Origin of the sequence: Egicoccus sp. AB-alg6-2, from assembly GCF_041821025.1 — a bacterium.
GTDB lineage: Bacteria > Actinomycetota > Nitriliruptoria > Nitriliruptorales > Nitriliruptoraceae > Egicoccus.
Genome location: NZ_JBGUAY010000003.1, coordinates 154,879 through 176,443, shown reverse-complemented (window position 1 = coordinate 176,443; position 21,565 = coordinate 154,879). Strand labels below are relative to the sequence as shown.

Below are 21,565 nucleotides of genomic sequence, written 5' to 3'. Positions count from 1 at the left end.
GGACGAGACCAGATGCTGCTCGACGGCAAGAAGCTGCTCATCACCGGCGTGCTCGACCCGCGCTCGATCGCGTTCGCCGTGGCGAACACCGCGATCGTGCAGGGCGCCGAGGTGGTGCTCACCGGGTTCGGGCGGTCGCGTCGGCTGACGGAACGATCCGCCGCGCGCCTGCCGGGGGAGGTCGAGGTGCTCGAACTCGACGTCACCAGGCCCGAGGACATCGCCGCCGTCGCCACCGCGCTGGGGTCGCGCTGGGGCCGGCTCGACGGCCTGCTGCACGCCATCGGGTTCGCGCCCGCCAGCTGTCTGGGCGGGGGTTTCCTCGACGCGCCGTGGGACGACGTCGCCACGGCGTTCCAGGTGTCGACGTACTCCTACGCGGCACTCGCCAACGGCTTCGCCGATCTGCTCGGGGCCGCGGACGGGGCGTCGGTGGTCGGCCTCGACTTCGACGCGCAGGTGGCCTGGCCCGGCTACGACTGGATGGGCGTGGCCAAGGCCGGCCTGGAGTCGGCCAACCGCTACCTGGCGCGCGAACTCGGCCCGCGCGGCGTGCGGGTCAACCTCGTGGCCGCGGGACCGCTCAACACCATGGCGGCGCGCTCGATCGACGGGTTCGCCGACTTCGAGACGGTGTGGAAGGAGCGGGCGCCGCTCGGCTGGGACCTCGGTGACCCCGAGCCGGTGGCCCGCACGGTCTGCGCCCTGCTGTCGGACTGGACCCCCGGGGTGACGGGCGAGATCGTCCACGTCGACGGCGGGGTGCACGCGATGGGTGCGGGGATGCCTGCCGCGGCGGAGGCACCCGTCCCGCCGACCGATGGCTGAGAGGCCGGGATCAGGGTCGTTCGGGCAGTGTGGCGGCATTCGGTCCGACGTGTGGCCGGGCCAGGGGGGCAGACGTGCCGGCCCACGCCGACGAGAATGTGCTCACGACCTACACATCGGAGAAGAACATGGGCGGTCTCGCCATTCTGTTGCTCATCCTGGCCCTCGTCATCGGCGGCGTCGGACTCCTCGTCGAGGGGCTGATGTGGCTGCTGATCATCGCCGTCGTGCTGGCCGTGGTCGGCGCGATCGCCGGTCGCGGGAAGGGCCGCAGCGGCGTCTGACCTCTTGACTCCGACCGACGGCGTCGCGGCCACCTGCCGCGACGCCGTCGGCGTGTTCAGGACTCCGTCGCGGCCTTGACGGCCAGGACCGGACAGTCCGCCTGGAGCAGGATGTCCTGTGCGTTGCTGCCGAGCACGAGCTTGCCGACCGGCGAACGACGGCGGATGCCGATGACGATCAGGTCGGCATCCTCGTCCTTGGCCACCTGCAGCAGGTCCTCGTCCGGCGCATTGCCCCGGACGAACTCGCGGAGGGTGTAGCGGACGCCCTCCGTGCTGAGCTGGCGCTCGAGGCGCTCGAACTCCTCCCGGTAGGCGATGACCTCGGCCTCGTCCTCCCGGGGCCCGCCGCGGAAGGAGTGCACGACGAGCAGTTCGGCATCGCGCAGCCGCGCCTCCTCGACAGCCCGTTGCAGAGCGGCGCGTCCCTCGGGCGACCGCAGGAATCCGACGACGATGCGCATGCGTTGTTCGACCTCCCCATGGCCCGACGGTCGAGCCACGGCCATGCTAATCGTGTGGGCACCGCCAGGCCGGCCCGGTGAACGGCGCCGTGCGCGGCTCGTGCCACACGAACATGCTCCGGCCAGCGCGGGTGACTAGGGTTCGGGGCCACACGCCTCCGCCCGAGTCGTGTGACCGGCGCGACGCACGGTGATCCCGCGCACGCTCCGGTGGAGAGACCAGTACACCGTCTGCCCCCAATCGGGCAGCATGCGGTGACACGGTGTGTCGGGGAGGAATTGGCACCCGTGACGGCTGGGCGTCGCCGGACACCCCGTGCGACCGCCCCGACAAGCGAGGAGTGGGCACGTGGCCGACGCTGCCATCGATCCCCGGGAGCTGCTTCCTCCCGACGAACCGGTGCACCTGCTGGACCCGGACGGGACCTACCACGAGGATCCCGAGCATCCGATCGATCTCGACGACGCCGGCCTGCGCGAGCTGTACCGCCTCATGCTCGTCACCCGCAAGGTCGACCGCGAGGCGATCAACCTGCAGCGGCAGGGGCAGCTCGGCGTCTATGCCTCGTGCATGGGGCAGGAAGCCGCCCAGGTCGGTTCGGCCTATGCACTGGCCGAGGAGGACTGGATCTTCCCGTCGTACCGGGAGCTCGGCGCCGCGCTCGTGCGCCAGGTCGATGCCGCCGGGCTGTTGCACCTGTACCGCGGCACCTGGCTCAGCGACCACGACCCCTACAAGCACCACTTCGGCCTGATGTCGATCCCGATCGGCACGCAGGCGCTTCACGCCACGGGCTTCGCCATGGGTGCGCGTCTCGACAACAACCCGATCGTCACGATGACCTACTTCGGTGACGGCGGAACCTCCGAGGGCGACCCGCACGAGGCCATGACCTTCGCCGGCGTGACCCGTGCGCCCGTCATCTTCTTCGTGCAGAACAACCAGTACGCGATCTCGGTGCCGCTCGAGAAGCAGACCGCGGCCCCGACCCTGGCGCACAAGGCCATCGGTTACGGGTTGCCCGGCCGCCGCTGCGACGGCAACGACGTGCTGGCCACCTACGCGGTGACCAAGAAGGCCGTCGACCGGGCCAGGGCCGGCGAGGGCCCCACCTTCATCGAGGCGCTGACCTACCGGATGGAGGCCCACACGACCTCCGACGACCCGTCGCGCTACCGCACCCAGGCCGAACTGGACGAGGCCGCCCTGACCGACCCCATCGCGCGGATGCGCAACTTCCTGCAGCAGCGCGACCTGTACGACACCGAGCTCGAAGAAGCCGTCGAGGACCAGGCCAAGGAGGTCGCCTCGTACGTGCGCGCCGGCATCTACGACGCGCCGCACGGCGACCCGATGGAGCTGTTCGAGCACGTCTACGTCGACCCGACGGGCCACTTCGACCTGCAGCGCGAACAGCTGCGGTCAGAGCTCGACGCGGGTCAGGGGGAGGGCTGACGATGGCGGTCACACTGGCACAGGCGATCAACCAGGCGCTGCACGACGCGATGTCCGAGGACGAGCGTGTGCTCGTCTTCGGTGAGGACGTCGGCAAGCTCGGTGGCGTGTTCCGCGTCACCGACAAGTTGCAGGAGAAGTTCACCGAGGACCGCTGCTTCGACACCCCGCTGGCCGAGTCGGGGATCATCGGCACCGCGATCGGGCTGGCGATGTACGGGTTCCGGCCCGTTCCCGAGATGCAGTTCGACGGGTTCACCTACCCGGCGTTCGAGCAGATCGTCAGCCACCTCGCGAAGATGCCGAACCGATCACGCGGCACGGTCAAGCTCCCGGTCACGATCCGCATCCCCTACGGCGGCGGGATCGGCGCGGTCGAGCACCACTCGGAGTCGCCCGAGGCCTACTGGGCCCACACGGCCGGCCTGAAGGTGTTCACGCCCGGCACGCCCGAGGACGCCTACTCGATGATGCGGGCCGCGATCGCGATGGACGACCCCGTCATCTTCCTGGAGCCCAAGCGTCGCTACTGGATGAAGTCCGACACCACGCTGCCGGTGCAGACCGAGCCGCCGCACCGGGCCGTCGTCCGGCGTGAAGGCACCGACGTGTCGGTGTTCTGCTACGGCCCGATGGTGCGCACGGCCATGGAGGCCGCCGAGGCCGCAGCCGACGAGGGCTGGTCGCTCGAGGTCGTCGACCTCCGTTCGCTCAGTCCGCTGGACACGCCCACGATGGTCGCCTCCGTCGAACGCACCGGTCGTGCGATCGTCGTGCACGAGGCCGCCCAGACCCTGGGCATGGGCGCCGAGATCGCCGCACGCATCCAGGAGCAGGCGTTCTACTCGCTCGAGGCCCCGGTGCTGCGGGCGACGGGCTACGACACGCCCTATCCGCCGGCCAAGCTCGAGGAGTTCTGGCTGCCCGACGTCGACCGGATCCTCGACCTCGTCGAGCGGTCGCTGAACTACTGACACACGGGTGGCCGGTCAGTACCCGGCTGCCGCCCGCGACGTCGATGAAGGGTGATCCGTGAGTGACGTGAAGGACTTCAAGCTGCCCGACCTCGGGGAGGGTCTCGAGGAGGGCGAGGTCGTCGAGTGGCACGTCGCCGTCGGCGACGTGATCGAGCTCAACCAGACCGTGGCGTCCATCGAGACCGCCAAGGCCGTGGTCGACGTCCCCTCGCCGTTCGCCGGCAAGGTCGTCGAACGCGTCGGCGAGGTCGGCGAGGCGCTGCAGGTGGGCACCGTGTTCCTCCGCATCGACGTCGCGGTCGAGGGGGGCGCGGTCGCCGAGGAGGCCGCGGCCACGCTCGCCGCCACCGAGGCGTCGCCCGCGCAGGGCGGGTTCGAGGCCGGCGCGAGCGCCGCCGCGAAGTCGGTGGAGGAGACCGCCGGCCTGTACGGCGAGGTCCACGACGGCGAGGCGGGACGCAAGTCGACCGGCCTCGACGCGGACGAGGAACCCCAGCCGCTGGTCGGCTACGGCGCGGGCAAGTCGGGGGCGCGGCGGCGTCGCCGAGGGGGCGGCGCGGGCGACACCGCGGGCGACGGGCAGGCTCCGGTCGTCGTCGCGCCCCTGGCCAAGCCACCCGTACGGAAGCTGGCGAAGGACCTCGGCGTCGACCTCGCCTCGATCGCTCCCGGATCCGGTCCCGACGGCGTCATCACACGCGACGACGTCCACGCGGCGGCCTCGCGGTCCGGTGACGACGCCGCACGCGACCACGCACCCGCCACGGCCCCGGCGCGCTCCGAGGTCGCGACCGCGTCCGGCACCGGCCAGCGGGCGGCGCCCGCCACCGACCCCTTCGCGGGCTTCAGCGGTGGCGGCGAGAAGGTGGTGCCCGGCTTCCGTGGGCGTACCCCCGGCGAGGTGGAACCGATCCGCGGGATCCGGAAACGGATCGTCGAGAAGATGGAGGTCTCGCGCACGGAGATCCCGGAAGCGACCTGCACCAAGTGGGCCGACCTCACCACGCTGTGGGAGCTGCGCAAGGACCTGACCGCCCAGGCGCAGGCCGACGGGTTCGACGTCAAGGTGACGCCGTTCGCCCTCATCCTGCGCGCCGTCGTGCTCGGTCTGCGGCGCTTCCCGACCCTCAACGGCGTGATCGACCGCGAGGCCGGCGAGATCCGTCTGCACGAGCACGTCAACCTCGGCTTCGCCGCCGACACCGACCGCGGCCTGGTCGTCCCCAACATCAAGGACGCGCACGCCAAGTCGACGCTGCAGATCGCGGCCGAGCTCAACCGGCTCGCGACCGCGGCACGCGACGGCAGCATCGGCGCCGGCGACATGACCGGCGGCACCTTCACCGTCTCCAACTACGGCGCGTTCGGCAACGACGACGGCAACCCGATCATCAACCACCCCGAAGCCGGGATCCTCGGGGTCGGCGCGATCGAGGAACGCCCCTGGGTCGTCGACGGCGAGGTGGTGGTGCGGCGCACCTGCAAGTTCTCGCTCGTGTTCGACCACCGGATCAGCGACGGCGGCGAGGCGGGACGGTTCGTGACCTACGTCGCGAACCTGTGCGAGAACCCCGCCCGCATCCTGCTGCACAGCTGACGCGACCAAGGAAAGCGCACATGCATGACATCGTCGTCGTCGGGGGCGGCCCCGGTGGGTACGCCACGGCGTTCCGGGCCGCGGCCCGCGGACTCGACGTCGCGCTCGTCGAGGCGGACAAGGTCGGTGGTACCTGCCTGCACCGCGGCTGCATCCCGTCGAAGGCGGTGCTGCACGTCGCCGAGGTGCTCGAGGAGGTGCACCGTGCCGACGTCCTCGGCCTGAGGGTCCGCTACGACGGCCTCGACGGGAACGCGCTCACGGCGTTCCGCGAGGGCGTCATCACGCGGATGTTCAAGGGTCTCGACTTCCTGGTCGCCAAGCGCACCACCCGCCACGAAGGTCGTGGTCGCCTCGTGCGTGGCCAGGACGGCCGCGTCGAGGTCGAGGTCACCGATGGCGAGGGCGCGACGACGCGCGTCCAGGGTCGACACGTCGTGCTGGCCACGGGCTCGTACGCACGCAGCCTGCCGGGCGTCGACATCGACGGTGAGGTCGTGCAGACCTCCGACCACGCGTTGTGGTTCACCGCGCCGCCGCAGCGGGCGGTGATCATCGGCGCCGGCGCCATCGGCATGGAGTTCGCGTCGATGTGGCGGCCGATGGGCAGCGAGGTCACGGTGGTCGAGGCGCTCGACCGCGTCCTCCCGCTCGAGGACGCCGACTGCTCCACGGCGGTGGCGAAGGCCTATGCGCAGCGCGGCATCGAGGTCCTGACCTCGGCCCGGGTGCAGTCGGTCGAACGCGATGGTGACCTCGGCCGGGTCGTGGTCGAGGTCGACGGTCAAGAGCGTGTGCTCGAGGCGGACCGGGTGCTGGTCGCGACCGGTCGGGGACCCAACACCGCCGACACGGGGGCCGCCGAGCTCGGCATCCTCGACGAGCGCGGGTTCGTGGTCACCGATGCGTGGGGCGCGACCGAGATCGAGGGCGTCTGGGCCGTCGGGGACGTCCGCCCGACCCTGGCGCTCGCGCATGCCGCCTTCGCCGAGGGTTTCGCGGTCGCCGACCGGATCGCCGGTCAGGACGGCGCGCGGCCCGTGGACCACACGCAGACGCCGCGCGTGACCTACTGCCACCCCGAGGTCGCGTCCGTCGGGCTGACCGAGGCCCAGGCACGCGACGCCTACGGCGACAACGCCGTGGCCGTCGAGACCTCGTCCCTCCGCCACAATGCCAAGGGCATCCTGGCGGGTACCGAGGGGTTCGTGAAGGTCGTGCACCGCACCGACCAGACGCCCGTCGGGGCCCCGGGCGGCGGTGGCCCGGTCGTCGGCGTCCACATCGTCGGACCGCACGCGACCGACCTGATCGCCGAGGCGACCCTCGCCACGACCTGGGAGGCCCTCCCCGAGGAGTTGGCGGCAATCACCCACGCGCACCCCTCGTTGTACGAGGCGATGGGCGAGGCGTTCCAGTCCGCGGCGGGTCTGCCGTTCCACGGGGCCTGACCGCCGGCGTGGGGGCGCCGGCCCCCGCGTCAGGACGGCGGCGACGTGGCCTGGTGGATCAACCCGTTCGCCACGTCGTTGAGCAGTTCTCCGGCGTGGTCGCTGGCGCGGGGGTCGGCCAGCGACGCGCGCGCGAGGCCGGAGACGACGGCGATCAGGATCCGGGCGAACCGCTCCGGCGCCAGCCGCTCGGGCGCGACGCCGAGGTCGTCGAGGTGCCGGCCGACCAGTTCGGTGACCCGGTCCTGGATGAGGCGCTGTCGCGCCGCGATGCGCTCGCGGACGTCGCCATTGCGTGCGGCGTAGAGCATGAACTCGGTCTCGAGCAGGAACCAGTCCTGGTCCACGACCTCGACCTCGGGTTCGGCGCCGGCGAACATCTGCGCACGGTCCTCGGGGGCGCGGGCGAAGAGCAGTTCCTCCATCGCGGCGATCGAGGCCTCGATGCGTCGATCGAGCAGCGCGAGGAACAGGTCCTCCTTCGAGTCGAAGTTCGAGTACACCGCCCCCTTGGTGTAGCCGGCGGCGTCGGCGACCAGGTCCACCGAGGCCGCGTGGTAGCCACGCTCGGCGAACACCCGCGCCGCGGCGTCGAGCAGTTCTTCGCGCGTCCTGGCCCGCTGCTCCTCGCGGCGGTTCTGGCGGATCGTGGTCACAACGGACCTCCTCGGGTCGCCGTGGTCGGTGCTGGTCAGTGGGGGCGCTCGCCCTCGCTCGGGGTGGCGTCGGTGCCGGCGTCCGCTGCCTCGTCGGCGGGAGCGTGGTCGGCTGCATCCCGGTCGACGTCGCCGTCGTCGGCGGGGTCGGTGGTGGCGGGCGGTGTCCGCCGCTGCCACCACACCAGTCCGGCGACCGCGAGCACGACGACGGCCAGCGCGACCCAGTTGTTGCGCGAGAGTCCGAGATAGCGCTCGGCGGTGTCCACCCGCAGTGCCTCGATCCAGGCGCGGCCGATCCCGTACCCGATGAAGTACAGAAACGCCAGCGATCCGCGCCGCAGGCGACCGGTCCGATCGATGCGCAACAGCACGGCGAACAGCACCAGGTTCCACAGCGACTCGTACAGGAACGTGGGATGGAAGGTCGAGAAGCTCTCGTACCCGGGCCGCCGATGGGCGGCCTCGACCTCCAGTGCCCACGGCACGTCCGTCGGACGCCCGTAGAGTTCCTGGTTGAAGTAGTTGCCCCAGCGCCCGATCGCCTGGGCGAGCGGCACCGCCGGTGCGGCGGCGTCGGCCAGCGCCGGCACGTCCATCCGCTTGTTCCTGGCGTACAGGAACGCCACGATCGAGCCGATGGTGAGCCCGCCGAAGAGCGCGAGTCCGCCCTGCCAGATGGCCAGGATGTCCTGCGGCTGGCGCAGGAAGTGGTCGAGGCGGGGCAGGACGTAGGCCAGCCGTGCCCCGAGGAACCCGGCGCCGAGCATGACCAGGGCGGCGGTCTCGGCACGCGAGGGGTCGCCCCCGAACTGCTCGTACCGCCGGACCATCAGCCGAAGCGCCAGGTAGGCGCCGAAGGCGATGAGGATGCCGTAGAGACGGACGTCCAGCGGCCCGAGTTCGAAGCCGTTGAAGGGCGGCGGGGGGATGGTGCCCAGGACGGCGTGCACGACAGCTGCCTCGAAGGTCTCGACGTGCCGGGGAACGTACCGCTCCGGGTGGCGGGGAACCCCGTTGGCGTCGCGTCCGCCGGAGCGGCACGAGTTCGCGGATCAGACGGCGAACAGGTGGACCAGTTCAGCCGGCGGCGGGCTCTCCAGCTGGTCGTAGCGGCACGATTCCGGGTCACGGTCGGGACGCCAACGCACCAGGCGGGCGCCGTGGCGGAGCCGGTCACCCTGCAGCTGCTCGTAGGCGACCTCGGCCACCAGTTCGGGACGCAACGGCTGCCAGCTGGTGTCCTTGGCCTGGTTCCAGCGCGAGGGACCGCGCGGCGTCCCGGTCATGCCGTCGCCGTCGGCCCAGGGATGTCCGGGCAGCGCCTCGCCGTCGGCGGGCCGGTAGGGCGCGAGCTCGTCGACGAGTTCCCGGCGCCGCTTCGCCGAGAACGCGGCCGCCACCCCGATGTGGCGGAGCTGTCCACCGTCGTCGTAGAGCCCCAGCAGCAGAGACCCGACGCCCTCGCCGTCCTTGTGCCAGCGGAACCCGCCGACGACGACATCCGCCGTCCGCTGGTGCTTGACCTTGACCAGCGTGCGCTTCCCCGGGGCGTAGGGGCCGTCGGCCGGCTTGGCGATCACCCCGTCCAGTCCAGCGCCCTCGAACCGTGCGAACCAGTCGCTGGCCGTCGCGGGATCGTCGGTCACCGGCGTGAGGTGCACCGGCGGCTCGATGCCGCGCAGTGCCGCCGCCAGCCGCTCCCGGCGTCGTGCGAATGCGGCACCCATCAAATCGTCCTCGCCGAGTGCGAGCACGTCGAACGCGACGAAGCGGGCCGGCGTCCGCTCGGCGAGCATCTGCACCCGCGAGTCCGCGGGATGGATCCGTTCGGAGAGCGCGTCGAAGTCGAGGACGCCGTCTCTCGGGACGACCAGTTCGCCGTCGACGACGCAGCGCTTCGGAAGGAGACGGAGCAGCGGCTCGCGCAGCTCCGGGAAGTAACGATCGAGTGGCTTGAGGTTGCGGCTCTGCAGCAACAGCTCGCCGCCGTCCCGGAACACGATGCACCGGAACCCGTCCCACTTGGGTTCGTAGTGCAACGGCCCGATCGGCAACTCGCGGGCGAGCTTTGCCAGCATCGGTTCCACGGGCGGGGTGACGGGCAGGTTCACGTGCATGCTCCGGGGGGAGAAGGCCTCGCGGACCGACGCAGCCTGCCATGCTCCACGGCGGTCCGTCCGCAGGGCGCGGCGTCGATCAGGGAGTCGGTGGGGTGAACGAGGTTCTGGTGCGGTTGCGCGGCTCGTGGCAGGACCTGCAGGACTCGCTGTGGTTGTTCCCGGCGCTGGGCGTGTTCCTGTCCGTCGCCGTCGCCTGGATCCTGGTCACGTTCGAGCCGACACTGGAGCGGTTGCCGTCCGCGCTGACCTACACCGGCAGTGCCGACGGGGCGCGGGCGATTCTCGCCGAGCTCGCCGGCGCGACCTTCACGGTGGTCGGCGTCGTGTTCTCCCTCACGGTCGTCGCGCTGCAGATGGCCTCGTCCCAGTTCACGCCCAGGCTCTTGCGGACGTTCCTCAAGGATCGCAGTGTCCAGGTCGTCCTCAGCGGCATGGTGAGTTCCGGCGTCTTCCACGTCGTCGTACTGCGCTACGTCCGCACGCCCGACGGCGGCGAGGAACCCTTCGTGCCCGAGCTCGCCGTGTCGGTGGCGCTGCTGTTCGCACTGGTGGCCGTCGGGATGCTGGTGTTCTTCCTGCACCACCTCACCAGCCGGTTGCGGGTCGACGACGTGATGGCCAGCATCCGGAAGCAGACCCTGGCGGTGCTCGATTCGTTGGCCGTCGACCGGGAGATGCTGCCCGATCAGGTCGCTCCGACCCCTCCCGCGGAGGCCCGGCCCGTGGTCGCGCGCACCAGCGGCTACCTCCAGACCGCCAGTCCGTCCGCGTTGTCCGCGACGGCGGAGGAGCACGACCTGGTGGTCTGCCTGCGGCCGAAGCCCGGACAGTGGGTGGCGGCGGGCACCACCGTGGCGTGGGTGTGGCCCGTCGACGACGGCGAGGCCGTGGAGGTCGACGACGATCTCGCCGCGGCTCTGCACCGGTGCTTCCACCTCGGCCGGGACCGCACCGAGTCCGACGACGTGGCCTTCGGGTTGCGCCAGCTCAGCGACATCGCCGCCCGTGCCCTGTCCACCGGCGTGAACGACCCGACCACGTGCGTGCAGGCACTCGGCCAGCTGAGCACGATCATGGTCGCGCTCGCCGACCAGCCCCTCGGTGCGGCGTTGGCGTACGACGCCGACGGGCGACTGCGCGCGGTGCAGCCCCGACCGACCTTCGCCGAACACCTCGAACTCGCCATCACCCAGCCGCGGCGCTACGGCGCGAGCGAACCCACGGTGCTCATCGCCGTCCTGGAGTTGCTGATCGACGTCGCGGAACGTGTGGCGGACAGCGGCGACCGCGCCGCCTCGGTGCGCCATCAGCTGCGGCGGACACTGGCGGCGGCCGAACTGCCCGACGACGCCGACGTCAGGACGGTCCGCGCCTTCGCCGATGCCGTCGCGGTCACCCTCGACGACGGCGTCCGGCCGGCGAACATCGGCCGTTGATTCCCTCCACCTCCCCTCGGGGCGGGAATGTCAGGCCCGCGGTGCCACGCTGGGCCCGTTCAGGCCGAGCAGGAGGCCTCGCAGGAGTTGCGCGAGCTGCGCGGGTTGCTCGTGCCACAGCTCGTGGCCAGCGTCGAGCAGGTGGTACCGCACCCGGGGAAGGGCGGCGACGAGACCTTCCACGGCGGCCGCGGGCCGCGGATCCTCTCGGCCGTGCACCACCAGGACCGGCACCTCCGTCAGCGCCGCGCAACGCCGCTCGAGCTCGTGCTCGTCCAACGCTTCCAGCTGGCGGTTGAGTCGATGGTTCACGTCCGGGCGGAAGCCGGCGGCCAGGGTCGTGGCCAACGCGGCGATGGCCTCGTGCGCGGCGTCGGGATCGAGCGAGTCGGCCCGCAGCTCGAGGGTGAACCGTTCGACCTCCTCGTCAGGACCTCGCTGGCGCGCTCGAAGCAGGTCGAGCCGTCGGCGTTCGGTGGTCGTCAGACGCCGCCGTTGTTCGTCGCGGAAGGCGTCGACCCAGCGGTGCCAGGCAAGGCCGGTGCCAGACAGGTACGACAGGCTCGTCGTCCTCGCCGGGTGCTCGAGGGCGTACAGCAGCCCGAGCGTCGCCCCCCAGGAATGGCCCACGACGTGCCACCGTTCGAAGCCCCATGCGTTGCGCAACCCGTCGAGGTCGGCGACGAGGCGCGCCAACGTCCACGGCGGCGTCCGGTCCGAGCGTCCCGCGCCCCGCTGGTCGTACCGATGCACGCGGCACACGTCGTCCAGCAACCGGGCGAGCGGCGCCGTGTAGTCGGGCAGCCCCGGCCCGCCGTGCAGGACCACGACGGGCGGCCCGGCAGGACCGTCGACGACGGTACGGAGGCGAACGCCGTCGACCTCGACGAAGCGTTCGATCACGGCAACCGGACCTGGCGCCGCCAGGCGGTGCGCAGCATCTCCGCACGGGGCTCACGGCCGATACCGGGACCGTCGGGAACCGCGAGGTGGCCGTCGCGCAGCACGAACGGCTCGGTCAGGTCCTCGGCGAAGTAGCGGCCCGACGCCGAGGTGTCCCCAGGGAGCGTGAAGCCCGGCATCGCGGCGACGGCGACGTTGAGCGCGCGTCCGATGCCGGTTTCCAGCATGCCACCGCACCACACGGGTACGCCCCGGTCGCGGCATGCGTCGTGGATGCGCACGGACTCGAGCGGGCCGCCGACGCGACCCGGCTTGACGTTGACGATCCGGCATGCCTGGAGTTCGAGCGCTTCGACCGCACGCGCCACGTCGAGGATCGACTCGTCGAGGCAGACGGGGGTCCGCCACCGTGCGGCGTGTCGCGCATGGTCGAGCAGACGGTCGGGCGCGAACGGCTGCTCGATCTGGACCAGCTCGAGCTCGTCGAGCGCATCGAGTGTCGCCACGTCCTCGGGGGCGTCGGGGTCGTAGCCCGCATTGGCATCCACCTGCAGTCGGAGCGCGGCGCCGAACCGTGCCCGCAGTGCCTGCATCGGCTGGGCGTCGTGGCCGCGGGCGACCTTGGCCTTGATGCGCACGTAGCCGTCGTCCAGATGGCCGGCGACCAACTCGAGCAACTCCGGGATGCCGCCGTCGGGGATCCCGACGGAGACGCCGGCCGGAACCCGGTCGCGGGTCGCCCCGAGGTGCGTCGCCAGCGAGCGACCGGCGGCGCGTAGTTGGACGTCGAGGATGGCGCCCTCCAGCGCCGCCTTCGCCATGCGGTGCCCCTTGAGGCCGCGCAGACGCGGGGCGACGTCCTCGGCGTGCAGCCTGCGGCCGGCGCGGAGCAGGACGGGGACGAGGACGTGCTCGAGGACGTGCGCGGCGCCGTCGGTGTACTCCTCGGTGTAGACGGGGGTCGCCGGGGTGACGCACTCACCCCATCCCGGGCCGTCCTCGGCGAGCACCCGGACGAGCAGCGCGTCGCGTTCGGTCTGCACCCCGAAGGAGGTCCGGAACGGGGTCACCAGGGGCAGCCGGACGCGAACGAGTTCGATCGCGGCGACGTCGACGGCCGGCAGGCGGTTCACGAGCGTTCCGCGAGTTCGGTCACGGACCGGTCCGCGGCCAGCACGTACCAGCCGTCGCGACTGCAGCCGCTGACGCGCATGCCCTGCTGCAGCGCATGACCGAGGGTGGCCCGGATGGCGGCGGCCCAGGCGTTGCCGAGGTCGGGATCCCGCTGGCGTATGGCTTCGATGTCGGCCGGGACCTGCACCAGGACGCGTGGCGCGTCCGTCGGTGTGAGGTGCGGCGTCTCGTCGTCGTCGACCCGCAGCAGCGTGGCCGCGCCGGCGCGGTGCATGGCTGCGACGTCGGGCGCCGCCGCCCGGTCGGCGGCCGCGGCCAGCACGCGTGGCGCCGTCAGGTCCCAGTCGGTGACGAGCCGGTCCGTCGGTGCGCCGGCGTTGCGGGCGTCCTGCATCCGGCCGTAGACGTCCTCGCGGTAGGCGACGACGCGGGCGCCGAGCAGCACCAGGTTGAACACCGCGTTGCGCCGGACGAGCGGATCGAAGGTCCAGCGCACCCGACCGATGCCCCGTTGCAGGCACCAGGCCCGCTGGTGCCACTTGAGCGCGCGGCCGACCCCGCGACCGGCCGCGCCGGCGACCACGCCGGTCACGTGGGAGTGCAGAAACACCTCACCGTCGTCGGCGAGCCCCAGGAAGGCGGCGGTCGCGCCGACCAGTGCACCGTCGCGGTAGGCGCCGGACACCTGCGCGCCGGCATGGGCGAGCGCGGTCAGCGCCTCGGGCGCCATGATCGCTCCCGCGTCGCCCGCCCGGCCCCAGACCGCGTCGAACAGGCCGGAGACGGCGGGCATGTCGGCATGGTCGTGCAGTTCCACCACCTGCACACCGGCGAGGTCCGCGGCGCGTGCCGCCGTCGCCAGGGCCTGCTCGCGGGTACTGGCGTCGGTCACGTCGGCTCCTGAAGCGACCCGCTCGCGGCAGCCGGGCGGGCGTCCGCAACCTACCCACCGTCAGGCGCCTCCGGCCGCCGGGCCGGGTGCGGGCGCCATCCGGCGAGGGCGTTGGCCGTGCTGATGCGCACGCGTGGCGCGCGGGACCATTTGCGTTCGACCCCGCCGTGCCGATTCACTCGGAACCATGCGTGATGTCAGCAGCCCCGTTCTGGACCGGCTCGATGCCGGCCGTGGCCTGCTGCACGCGCTCGAGATCCTGATTGCGGGTCTCGTCCTTCTGCTCGTCCTTTGATGCCGCGGCGCCGTTCCCACCCCTGAAAGACGGCGACGCGGAGGCACATCGAAGGGGATCCCACAACGGATCAGCCGCCGCGAGGTGGCGAGCAGACAAGGACAACTCGATGGGTCGGCCCACCGACATCGACGCAGCAGCCGTCGTCCCCGACGACGTCACCATCTTCGACACCACCCTGCGCGACGGCGAGCAGTCGCCTGGCATCTCCCTCGACGCCCGCGAGAAGGTCGAGATCGCCGAGCAGCTCGCCCGCCTGCAGGTCGACGTGATCGAGGCCGGCTTCTCGGCCGCCTCGCCCGGCGACTTCGACGCGGTCAAGGCCGTCGCCGAGATCGTCGGCAACGCCCCCCGCGCAGCCCAGGGTCCCGGCGGCTCCGAGGGCGTGACCGACCGTCGGGAGCCCCCGGTCATCGCGGCACTGGCGCGCGCCATGCCCGGCGACATCGAGGCCGCGGCCAAGTCGCTGGCGCCGGCCAAGCGTCACCGCATCCACACCTTCCTGTCGACCTCCGACATCCACCGCAAGTACATGCTGCAGGCGTCCGAGGACGAGATCCTGGCGCAGACGGTGCGGGCGGTGGAGCTCGCGCGTTCGTTCACCGACGACGTCGAGTTCAGTCCCCAGGACGCGACCCGCACCGACTTCTCGTTCCTCGTCGACATCGTCGCCGCCGCCGTCGAGGCCGGCGCGACCACCGTCAACATCCCCGACACCGTCGGCTACGCCCTGCCGCACGACTTCGGTGGCTGGATCGCCGAGCTGCACCGGCGCATCCCCGACATCGCCGACAAGGGCGTCGTCGTCAGCGTGCACTGCCACAACGACCTCGGGCTCGCCGTCGCGAACTCGCTCGAGGCGGTGCGCAACGGCGCCCGCCAGATCGAGGTCGCCGTCAACGGCCTCGGCGAGCGTGCGGGCAACTGCTCGCTCGAGGAGGTCGTCATGGCGATCCGCACCCGCGCGGACCTGCTCGGCGTCGACCACGGCCTCCACACCCCCGAACTGCTGCGCACCTCGAAGCTGGTGTCGAGTCTGACGGGGTACTCGGTGCAGAAGAACAAGGCGGTCGTCGGTGCCAACGCCTTCGCGCACGAGTCGGGCATCCACCAGCACGGCGTGCTGGCGGACCGTCTCACCTACGAGATCATGAAGAGCGAGGACGTCGGGGCCGACGGCTCGCAGATCGTGCTCGGCAAGCACTCCGGCCGGCACGCCTTCTTCAAGGCCGTCGACGACCTCGGCTTCGAGCTCGACGACGCCGAGGCCCAGAACGCCTTCCGGCGGTTCAAGGACCTGGCCGATCGCAAGGGGATCGTCAGCTCCGAGGACGTCGCCGCCATCGTCATCGCCGAGACCCACGTCAAGGCGGACGACGACTACGAACTCGTCTCCCTCGCCGTCACCGGCGGGACCGACACCCAGCCGACCGCCTCCGTGGCGGTCCGGCTCGTGGGCTCCGACGTCGCTGCCGAGACCGGCAACGACCCGGGCGCGACGGTCACCGCCGAAGCGAGCGGGGACGGCATGGTCGACGCAGCCTGCGGCGCGATCCGCCGCGCGGTCGGCCGGGACGGGGTCGCACTGGTCTCGTTCCAGGTGGCGGCCGTCACCGGGGGCATCGACGCCCTCGGTGAGGTCACCGTCACGGTGGAAGTGGAGGACGGGCAGCGCTTCACCGGGCGCGGCGTCTCCACCGACATCGTCGAGGCGAGCGCCCGCGCGTACGTGGATGCGCTGAACCGCTCGCGTCGACTCGTCCACCGCAGCTCCGAGTTCCGGCCGTGACCCGGCCGTTGGCGCTGCCCGCGAACGACCCGTCAGCAACCCGGGCCACGTGGCCCACGGCACCCGAGAGGACTACCGCATGAAGAACGTCATCCGCCTCAACGTCCCGCCGGACCAGACCCCCGAGGACGAGGCCGCCCTCGTCGCGGCGGTCGCGGCGTCCTACACCGAGTCGACCGGCTCCGAGGACGTCACCGTCGAGGTCAACCGCTCCGAGGAGGTCGACTACCGCTCGATCGCCGCGTCCCAGTCGTCGCGCTGGGGCTGAGGATGCCGAAGACGATCGTCGAGAAGATCTGGGACCAGCATGTCGTGCGGTCCCGTGAGGGGCAGCCAGACCTGCTCTACGTCGACCTGCACCTCGTGCACGAGGTGACCTCGCCGCAGGCGTTCGACGGCCTGCGCGTCGCGGGACGGACCGTGCGGCGCCCCGACCTGACGCTCGCGACGGCCGACCACAACGTGCCGACCGACCCGCGACAGGTGCGCGGCGAGCTGCCCATGACCGACGAGTTGTCGATCGCCCAGCTCGAGGCGCTGCGCCGCAACTGCGACGAGTTCGGGATCCGCCTGTTCCCGATGGGCAGTCGTAACCAGGGCATCGTCCACATCATCGGTCCCGAACTCGGGCTCACCCAACCGGGGGCCGTGATCGTGTGCGGCGACTCGCACACGGCGACCCACGGCGCGTTCGGCGCGTTGGCCTTCGGCATCGGCACCAGCGAGGTCGAGCATGTACTCGCCACGCAGACGTTGCCACAGCGCATGCCGAGGACGCTGGCCATCGAGGTCGAGGGCTCGTTGCCGGCAGGCACGACACCGAAGGACCTGATCCTGCACATCCTCGGGGTCATCGGCGTCGACGGCGGCACCGGCCACGTCATCGAGTACCGCGGACAGGCCTTCGACGAGATGTCGATGGAAGGTCGGATGACCGTCTGCAACATGTCGATCGAGGGGGGTGCGCGCGCCGGTCTCGTCGCGCCGGACGAGACCACGTTCGCCTATCTCGCGGACAAGCCGTACGCGCCGAAGGGCGCCGACTGGGACGCCGCCGTCGAGGCGTGGCGCGGGCTGCGCACCGACGAGGGCGCGACCTTCGACCGGGTGGTGCACATCGACGCGGCCGACGTCGTCCCCACCGTCACCTGGGGCACCACGCCGGCGCAGTCGGTCCCGGTGACCGGCGCCGTGCCGACCCCCGACCAGGCGCCCGACGAGGCCACCGCGAAGCAGTGGCAACGTGCCCTCGACTACATGGGCTTGCGTGGCGGCGAGACCATGACCGACATCGAGGTCGACACCGTCTTCATCGGATCGTGCACCAACGGTCGGCTCGAGGACCTGCGGGCCGTCGCCGAGATCGTCGAGGGCCGAAGGGTCAAGGACGGCATTCGCGCGATGGTGGTGCCGGGCTCGGGCCTGGTGGCCGCCGCTGCCGAGGCGGAGGGTCTCGACCAGCTGCTGATCGAGGCCGGGTTCGACTGGCGTGCGCCCGGCTGCTCGATGTGCCTGGGCATGAACCCCGACCAGCTCGCGCCGGGGGAGCGGTGCGCGTCGACGTCCAACCGCAACTTCGAGGGGCGGCAGGGCTTCAAGGGGCGCACGCACCTCGTCTCGCCCGCCATGGCGGCGGCCGCCGCCCTCACCGGCCGGCTCACCGACGTGCGAGCGTTCGCGGCCGCACAGGAGACGAACGCCTGATGGAACCCGTCACCGTGATCCGGGGCACCGCCTGCCCGATCGAGGCCAACGACGTCGACACCGACGCGATCATTCCCAAGCAGTACCTCAAGCGGGTCGAGCGGACCGGTTTCGGGCCGTTCGCGTTCTCGGAGTGGCGCTATCTCGACGACGGCAGCCCCAACCCCGACTTCCCCATGAACCAACCGCAGCACCAGGGTGCCAACATCCTGCTCGCCGGCCGCAACTTCGGCTGCGGCTCCTCGCGCGAGCACGCCCCCTGGGCGCTCGAGGACGCCGGATTCCGCGCCATCATCGCCACGAGCTTCGCCGACATCTTCCGCAACAACTGTGGGCAGATCGGCGTCGTGGCCGTGCAACTCGGCGAGCCGATCGTTCGGCAGCTGTTCGACCTGGTGGCTGCGGATCCGAGCGTCGAGATCACCGTCGATCTCGAGCAGCAACGGGTCCGCGCGCCGGGCGTTGGCGAACTCGCCGGCGTGGACGCACACTTCGACATCGACCAGCACACCAGGCACTGCCTGCTCAACGGGCTCGACGACATCGGCCTCACCCTGCAGGAGGACGCCGCGATCGCCGGTTACGAGTCGGCACGCCCGGCCTGGAGGCCGCGCGTGCCCGCCTCCTGACACGTGCGCCCCGGGGGGCGGGTCACGCGAGCCGTTCGAGCGCGTCGAGGACGAAGGCGTCGCGCCGCCCGGTGACGGTCGGCAGGTCGAGGTCGGCCCGCCCCTGCGCATGGAAGTTGGGCAGCCAGCCGTTGAGATCGTCAGGCGTGGCCACACCGGCGACCAGGTCCCACCACGCCAGGCTCGGGGGCGCCTCGCCGGCCGCCTCGCACCAGCCGGCCAGTACCTCGGCCGCGGCGTCGGCTCCGTGCAGCAGGGCGACGTCGGCCCGCAGGGAACCGAGGTCGATGCCGGCGGGCCCGAACCCGGCGAAGTCCCAGTCGATGGCGCCCACGTAGTCATCGTCGTCCCACAGCGTGTTCCCCTGCCACAGGTCGCCGTGGACGAAGCCCGGCGGGTCGTCCGGCGGCGCGTGCTCGGCGAGGACCGCTCGTGCGCGCTCGAGGAGCGGAGTCGAGGTGGTGCCGGTGGCACCGGCATCCAGGTCGTAGCCGTCCAGGGTCCGTGCCCGCTCCGGGAGTTCGTCGGTCGGGGAGCCGGTCACCCGGTGGATTCCCGCCGCGGCGGCGCCCAGTGCCCGGAGGCGCGCCACGCCGATGCGGCGGCCGATCCGACTCGAACCGGGCAGTCGCGTCACCAGGGTGGTGAGCCAGCCGGTCGCGGCCTCGAGGTCGTGCGCCAGCGGCCGGGGCGCCGGCACCGCGTGCGCTTCTGCGAGCTCGAGCGCGGCGGCGGCCGTGACGAAGCGGGCAAGCTCGTCGGGCTCGGGCCGGGCGGCCTTGAGCACCAGGTCGCGCTGTTCGTCGCCCACCGCCACCACCACACGCCAGGGGCCCCCTTCTCTGCCCTGTGCGAGCAACCCGGTGTGCAGGATCGCCGCGCGGTCACCCAGCGAGGCTTCCACCCAGGCACGCAGTTCCGGTGGGGGTGAAGCCGTCGTGTGCACGGGTGCCGCCAGTGGTCGGTCGGCATGGATCATGCCGGGTCGCCCGGCGTGGCCGGGCCGGATCCCGCCTCGGACGCGCGCTGCTCGACCAGCTCGACGAGTGCGTCGGCGGACCTGGCGAACTGGCGACGCACCGTCATCGCCGCGATGCGTCGACCGACCGGGAAGGTGCCGAGGTCCGCCTCGATCGCGGCGGTGATCTGGGTCGTGGCCGCGTCGACGGGCTCGAGCTCCACACGCAGGCGGGTCGTGAACGGCCGGTCCGCGACCCAGCCGAAGCGGTGTGGCGGCTCCCACACGTCGACCACCTGCTCGACGTCCATCGAGATGCCGAGCAGGGACCCGGTGACGGTCTGCACCCGGCCGACGCCGTTCCTGCCGTCGTCGGTGGCGGTCGAGACGAACGGCACCCACTCGGGTGCGCGTTCGGCCGCGACGAGGACCGCCCAGCAGTCCTCGATCGGGGCGTCGGCCCGCCGCCGCTCCTCGAAGCGCTCCATGCGCACCCCTACAGGTCGACGGCCAGGTCGGTCACGAACTCGCCGCCGACCGCCGCCAGGGCCTCGGGCGCCACGAGCAGTTTGAGCCGTCGGCTGCCCCCGCCGACGATCACCCGGTCGAGATCGCGGATCCGCGCGTCGAGGTACAGCGGCGTGTCGGGCGGCAGGGCGAACGGGGTCACGCCGCCGATCTCCATGCCCGTGACCTCACGGGTCAGTTCCGCCGGTGCGAAGGAGAGCTTGCGCACGCCAAGCAGCTTGCGTACCCGCTTGTTCACGTCGAGTCTGGTGGTCGCCAGCGCCACGCAGGCGGCCAGCACGGGCGGCTCGTCGCGGGACGCCACGAGGATGCAGTTGCCCGATGCCGCGAGGTCGTAGCCGTAGTGGGCGCAGAAGGCGGCGGTGTCCGCCAGCGCCGGGTCGATCTCGACCACCTCGTAGTCGGCGCCCGTGGCAGCGACCGCCCGCAGGACCTGGGCCTCGACGTCCATCTCAGTACCCCAGCGTGACGTCGACGGGTCCCAGCAGGTCGCGGCCCTCGGCGTAGCGACGCACGTTCTCGCGGATGCGCGCCGCGAGGAGGGTGCGCCCCATCTCGGGGGTGTTGCCAACGTGGGGGGTGACGATCGCGTTCGGCAGGGTCCACAGCGGGTGCCCGTCGGGCAGGGGCTCGGGATCGGTGACGTCCAGGGCGGCCCCGCCGATCCGGCCTTCGCGCAGTGCTGCGACCAGGTCGTCGGTCACCACGTGCCCGCCGCGGGCGACGTTGACCAGCCACGCGTGGTCCGCCATCGCGTCCAGGGCGGCGGCGTCGATGACCCCGCGGGTCTCGGGGGTGAGCGCCAGCGCGAGCACGACGAGGTCCCGGCCCCGCAGCGCGTCGTGCAGTCGATCGCTGCCGACGACCTCGGCGACCCCCTCCATCGGTTCGGGGTGGCGCCGCACCACGGTGATGTGCGCACCGAACGGCTGCAGCAGCCGCACGAGGGAGGTCGTGATGGCCCCGCCGCCGAGGATGGTCACCCGCCCGTCCAGCAGGTTGGTGCCGTAGGGCCCGGACCAGGACCGTGCCCGGGCGTAGCGACCGACGCCCCGCATCCCGCCCAGCGCGAGGGCCAGGACGTGCTCGGCCACCGGTTCGGCGTAGACGCCCTTGCCGCAGGTCCAGGTCCGGTCGGCGTCGAGGACGTCGAGGAACGGCTCGATCCCCGCGTAGGGGAGCTGGACCCAACCGATCCGCGGGTGGTCGTCGAGCACGGCCCGCAGGTCCTGCGGTGCGGCCGGATCGACCCAGACCAGCGCCTCGGCGTCGGCGACGGCGACCACGTTGCCGCCGCCCTCCTCGACGGCGTCACGAAGCGCCTGCGGGGTCGAGTCGGGCAGGACCGCGATGTCTGGACGGGCCACGTCGGACTCCTCGCCGGGTCGGAATCGGTCCGGCAAGCTACTCGGTGTCGCGTCACCGGGTGGCCGACGGGCGGGGCCGTCCGTGGGGCCGTCG

General features: G+C 71.9%; 22 protein-coding genes. 11 read left to right on the top strand and 11 right to left on the bottom strand.

All coding sequences use genetic code 11. The features are described from left to right. Positions 1-12 precede the first annotated feature (12 nt). Both fabI and ACERMF_RS05735 read left to right on the top strand, forming a co-directional pair. Positions 13-828, top strand: a complete 816-nt coding sequence (gene fabI / locus ACERMF_RS05740) for an enoyl-ACP reductase FabI (protein ID WP_373668074.1) — start codon at positions 13-15, stop codon at positions 826-828. A gap of 74 nt (positions 829-902) precedes the next feature. Next, positions 903-1,112, top strand: a complete 210-nt coding sequence (locus tag ACERMF_RS05735; protein ID WP_373668073.1) for a hypothetical protein — start codon at positions 903-905, stop codon at positions 1,110-1,112. A 56-nt stretch (positions 1,113-1,168) separates the two neighbouring features. On the opposite strand, the gene ACERMF_RS05730 is transcribed toward ACERMF_RS05735, so the two are convergent. After that, on the bottom strand, positions 1,169-1,576 hold the full coding sequence (locus ACERMF_RS05730; protein WP_373668072.1) for a universal stress protein: 408 nt from the start codon (positions 1,574-1,576) through the stop codon (positions 1,169-1,171). 349 nt (positions 1,577-1,925) lie between these two features. On the opposite strand from ACERMF_RS05730, the gene pdhA reads away from it, so the two are divergent. Genes pdhA through lpdA form a run of 4 tightly spaced genes read left to right on the top strand, consistent with a single transcriptional unit; the run spans position 1,926 to position 7,057 of the window. After that, positions 1,926-3,032 carry a pyruvate dehydrogenase (acetyl-transferring) E1 component subunit alpha gene (pdhA, locus tag ACERMF_RS05725; RefSeq protein ID WP_373668071.1) on the top strand — a complete coding sequence of 369 codons (1,107 nt, stop codon included), beginning with the start codon at positions 1,926-1,928 and terminating at the stop codon, positions 3,030-3,032. Between the two features lie 2 nt (positions 3,033-3,034). Then, a complete protein-coding gene (locus tag ACERMF_RS05720) occupies positions 3,035-4,006 on the top strand; it encodes an alpha-ketoacid dehydrogenase subunit beta (protein ID WP_373668070.1) in 972 nt (323 codons plus the stop codon). 58 nt (positions 4,007-4,064) lie between these two features. Then, entirely contained in the window at positions 4,065-5,606 is a 1,542-nt protein-coding gene (locus ACERMF_RS05715; protein WP_373668069.1) for a dihydrolipoamide acetyltransferase family protein, read from the top strand. Between the two features lie 20 nt (positions 5,607-5,626). After that, positions 5,627-7,057: a dihydrolipoyl dehydrogenase gene (lpdA, locus tag ACERMF_RS05710; protein WP_373668068.1), complete on the top strand. Its 1,431-nt coding sequence runs from the start codon at positions 5,627-5,629 to the stop codon at positions 7,055-7,057. 29 nt (positions 7,058-7,086) lie between these two features. Here lpdA and ACERMF_RS05705 read toward each other — a convergent pair whose 3' ends face one another. The 3 genes from ACERMF_RS05705 to ACERMF_RS05695 all read right to left on the bottom strand — a co-directional run bounded on the left by ACERMF_RS05705 (position 7,087) and on the right by ACERMF_RS05695 (position 9,827). Continuing rightward, entirely contained in the window at positions 7,087-7,713 is a 627-nt protein-coding gene (locus ACERMF_RS05705) for a TetR/AcrR family transcriptional regulator (protein WP_373668067.1), read from the bottom strand. A gap of 35 nt (positions 7,714-7,748) precedes the next feature. After that, complete coding sequence (gene lgt / locus ACERMF_RS05700; RefSeq protein WP_373668066.1) at positions 7,749-8,666, bottom strand: prolipoprotein diacylglyceryl transferase; 918 nt, start codon at positions 8,664-8,666, stop codon at positions 7,749-7,751. Positions 8,667-8,768: 102 nt separating this feature from the next. Next, complete coding sequence (locus ACERMF_RS05695; RefSeq protein ID WP_373668065.1) at positions 8,769-9,827, bottom strand: ATP-dependent DNA ligase; 1,059 nt, start codon at positions 9,825-9,827, stop codon at positions 8,769-8,771. A gap of 101 nt (positions 9,828-9,928) precedes the next feature. Here ACERMF_RS05695 and ACERMF_RS05690 point away from each other — a divergent pair, with 101 nt between their 5' ends. Further along, entirely contained in the window at positions 9,929-11,272 is a 1,344-nt protein-coding gene (locus ACERMF_RS05690) for a DUF2254 domain-containing protein (protein ID WP_373668064.1), read from the top strand. Between the two features lie 30 nt (positions 11,273-11,302). Here the strand turns inward: ACERMF_RS05690 and ACERMF_RS05685 are convergent, their stop codons facing one another. From ACERMF_RS05685 to ACERMF_RS05675, 3 genes are read right to left on the bottom strand one after another with little or no spacing between them, the layout of a single operon-like run. After that, positions 11,303-12,175 (bottom strand): alpha/beta fold hydrolase, encoded by an 873-nt coding sequence (locus ACERMF_RS05685; RefSeq protein WP_373668063.1) that lies wholly within the window; start codon positions 12,173-12,175, stop codon positions 11,303-11,305. Then, positions 12,172-13,308, bottom strand: coding sequence for an o-succinylbenzoate synthase (menC, locus tag ACERMF_RS05680; RefSeq protein WP_373668062.1), 1,137 nt, complete (start codon positions 13,306-13,308; stop codon positions 12,172-12,174). Before menC ends, ACERMF_RS05685 begins: the two co-directional genes overlap by 4 nt. Further along, positions 13,305-14,201 carry a GNAT family N-acetyltransferase gene (locus ACERMF_RS05675; RefSeq protein WP_373668061.1) on the bottom strand — a complete coding sequence of 299 codons (897 nt, stop codon included), beginning with the start codon at positions 14,199-14,201 and terminating at the stop codon, positions 13,305-13,307. Before ACERMF_RS05675 ends, menC begins: the two co-directional genes overlap by 4 nt. A 404-nt stretch (positions 14,202-14,605) precedes the next feature. Here ACERMF_RS05675 and ACERMF_RS05670 point away from each other — a divergent pair, with 404 nt between their 5' ends. From ACERMF_RS05670 to leuD, 4 genes are all read left to right on the top strand, one after another. Next, positions 14,606-16,285: a 2-isopropylmalate synthase gene (locus ACERMF_RS05670; protein ID WP_373668060.1), complete on the top strand. Its 1,680-nt coding sequence runs from the start codon at positions 14,606-14,608 to the stop codon at positions 16,283-16,285. 79 nt (positions 16,286-16,364) lie between these two features. Then, a complete protein-coding gene (locus tag ACERMF_RS05665; protein WP_373668059.1) occupies positions 16,365-16,553 on the top strand; it encodes a hypothetical protein in 189 nt (62 codons plus the stop codon). Positions 16,554-16,555: 2 nt separating this feature from the next. Continuing rightward, on the top strand, positions 16,556-17,989 hold the full coding sequence (leuC, locus tag ACERMF_RS05660; protein WP_373668058.1) for a 3-isopropylmalate dehydratase large subunit: 1,434 nt from the start codon (positions 16,556-16,558) through the stop codon (positions 17,987-17,989). Then, on the top strand, positions 17,989-18,618 hold the full coding sequence (gene leuD, locus ACERMF_RS05655; protein ID WP_373668056.1) for a 3-isopropylmalate dehydratase small subunit: 630 nt from the start codon (positions 17,989-17,991) through the stop codon (positions 18,616-18,618). The genes leuC and leuD overlap by 1 nt, the downstream gene beginning before the upstream one ends. 22 nt (positions 18,619-18,640) lie before the next feature. Here the strand turns inward: leuD and ACERMF_RS05650 are convergent, their stop codons facing one another. From ACERMF_RS05650 to ACERMF_RS05635, 4 genes are read right to left on the bottom strand one after another with little or no spacing between them, the layout of a single operon-like run. Beyond that, positions 18,641-19,597 (bottom strand): aminoglycoside phosphotransferase family protein, encoded by a 957-nt coding sequence (locus tag ACERMF_RS05650; protein ID WP_373668055.1) that lies wholly within the window; start codon positions 19,595-19,597, stop codon positions 18,641-18,643. Further along, positions 19,594-20,064, bottom strand: coding sequence for an SRPBCC family protein (locus ACERMF_RS05645; protein ID WP_373668054.1), 471 nt, complete (start codon positions 20,062-20,064; stop codon positions 19,594-19,596). The genes ACERMF_RS05650 and ACERMF_RS05645 overlap by 4 nt, the downstream gene beginning before the upstream one ends. 8 nt (positions 20,065-20,072) lie before the next feature. Beyond that, the gene (locus ACERMF_RS05640; protein ID WP_373668053.1) at positions 20,073-20,555 is read right to left on the bottom strand and encodes a YbaK/EbsC family protein; all 483 of its coding nucleotides are present in this window, start codon (positions 20,553-20,555) and stop codon (positions 20,073-20,075) included. A gap of 1 nt (position 20,556) precedes the next feature. Next, positions 20,557-21,471 (bottom strand): D-isomer specific 2-hydroxyacid dehydrogenase family protein, encoded by a 915-nt coding sequence (locus tag ACERMF_RS05635; RefSeq protein WP_373668052.1) that lies wholly within the window; start codon positions 21,469-21,471, stop codon positions 20,557-20,559. Positions 21,472-21,565: the final 94 nt, after the last annotated feature.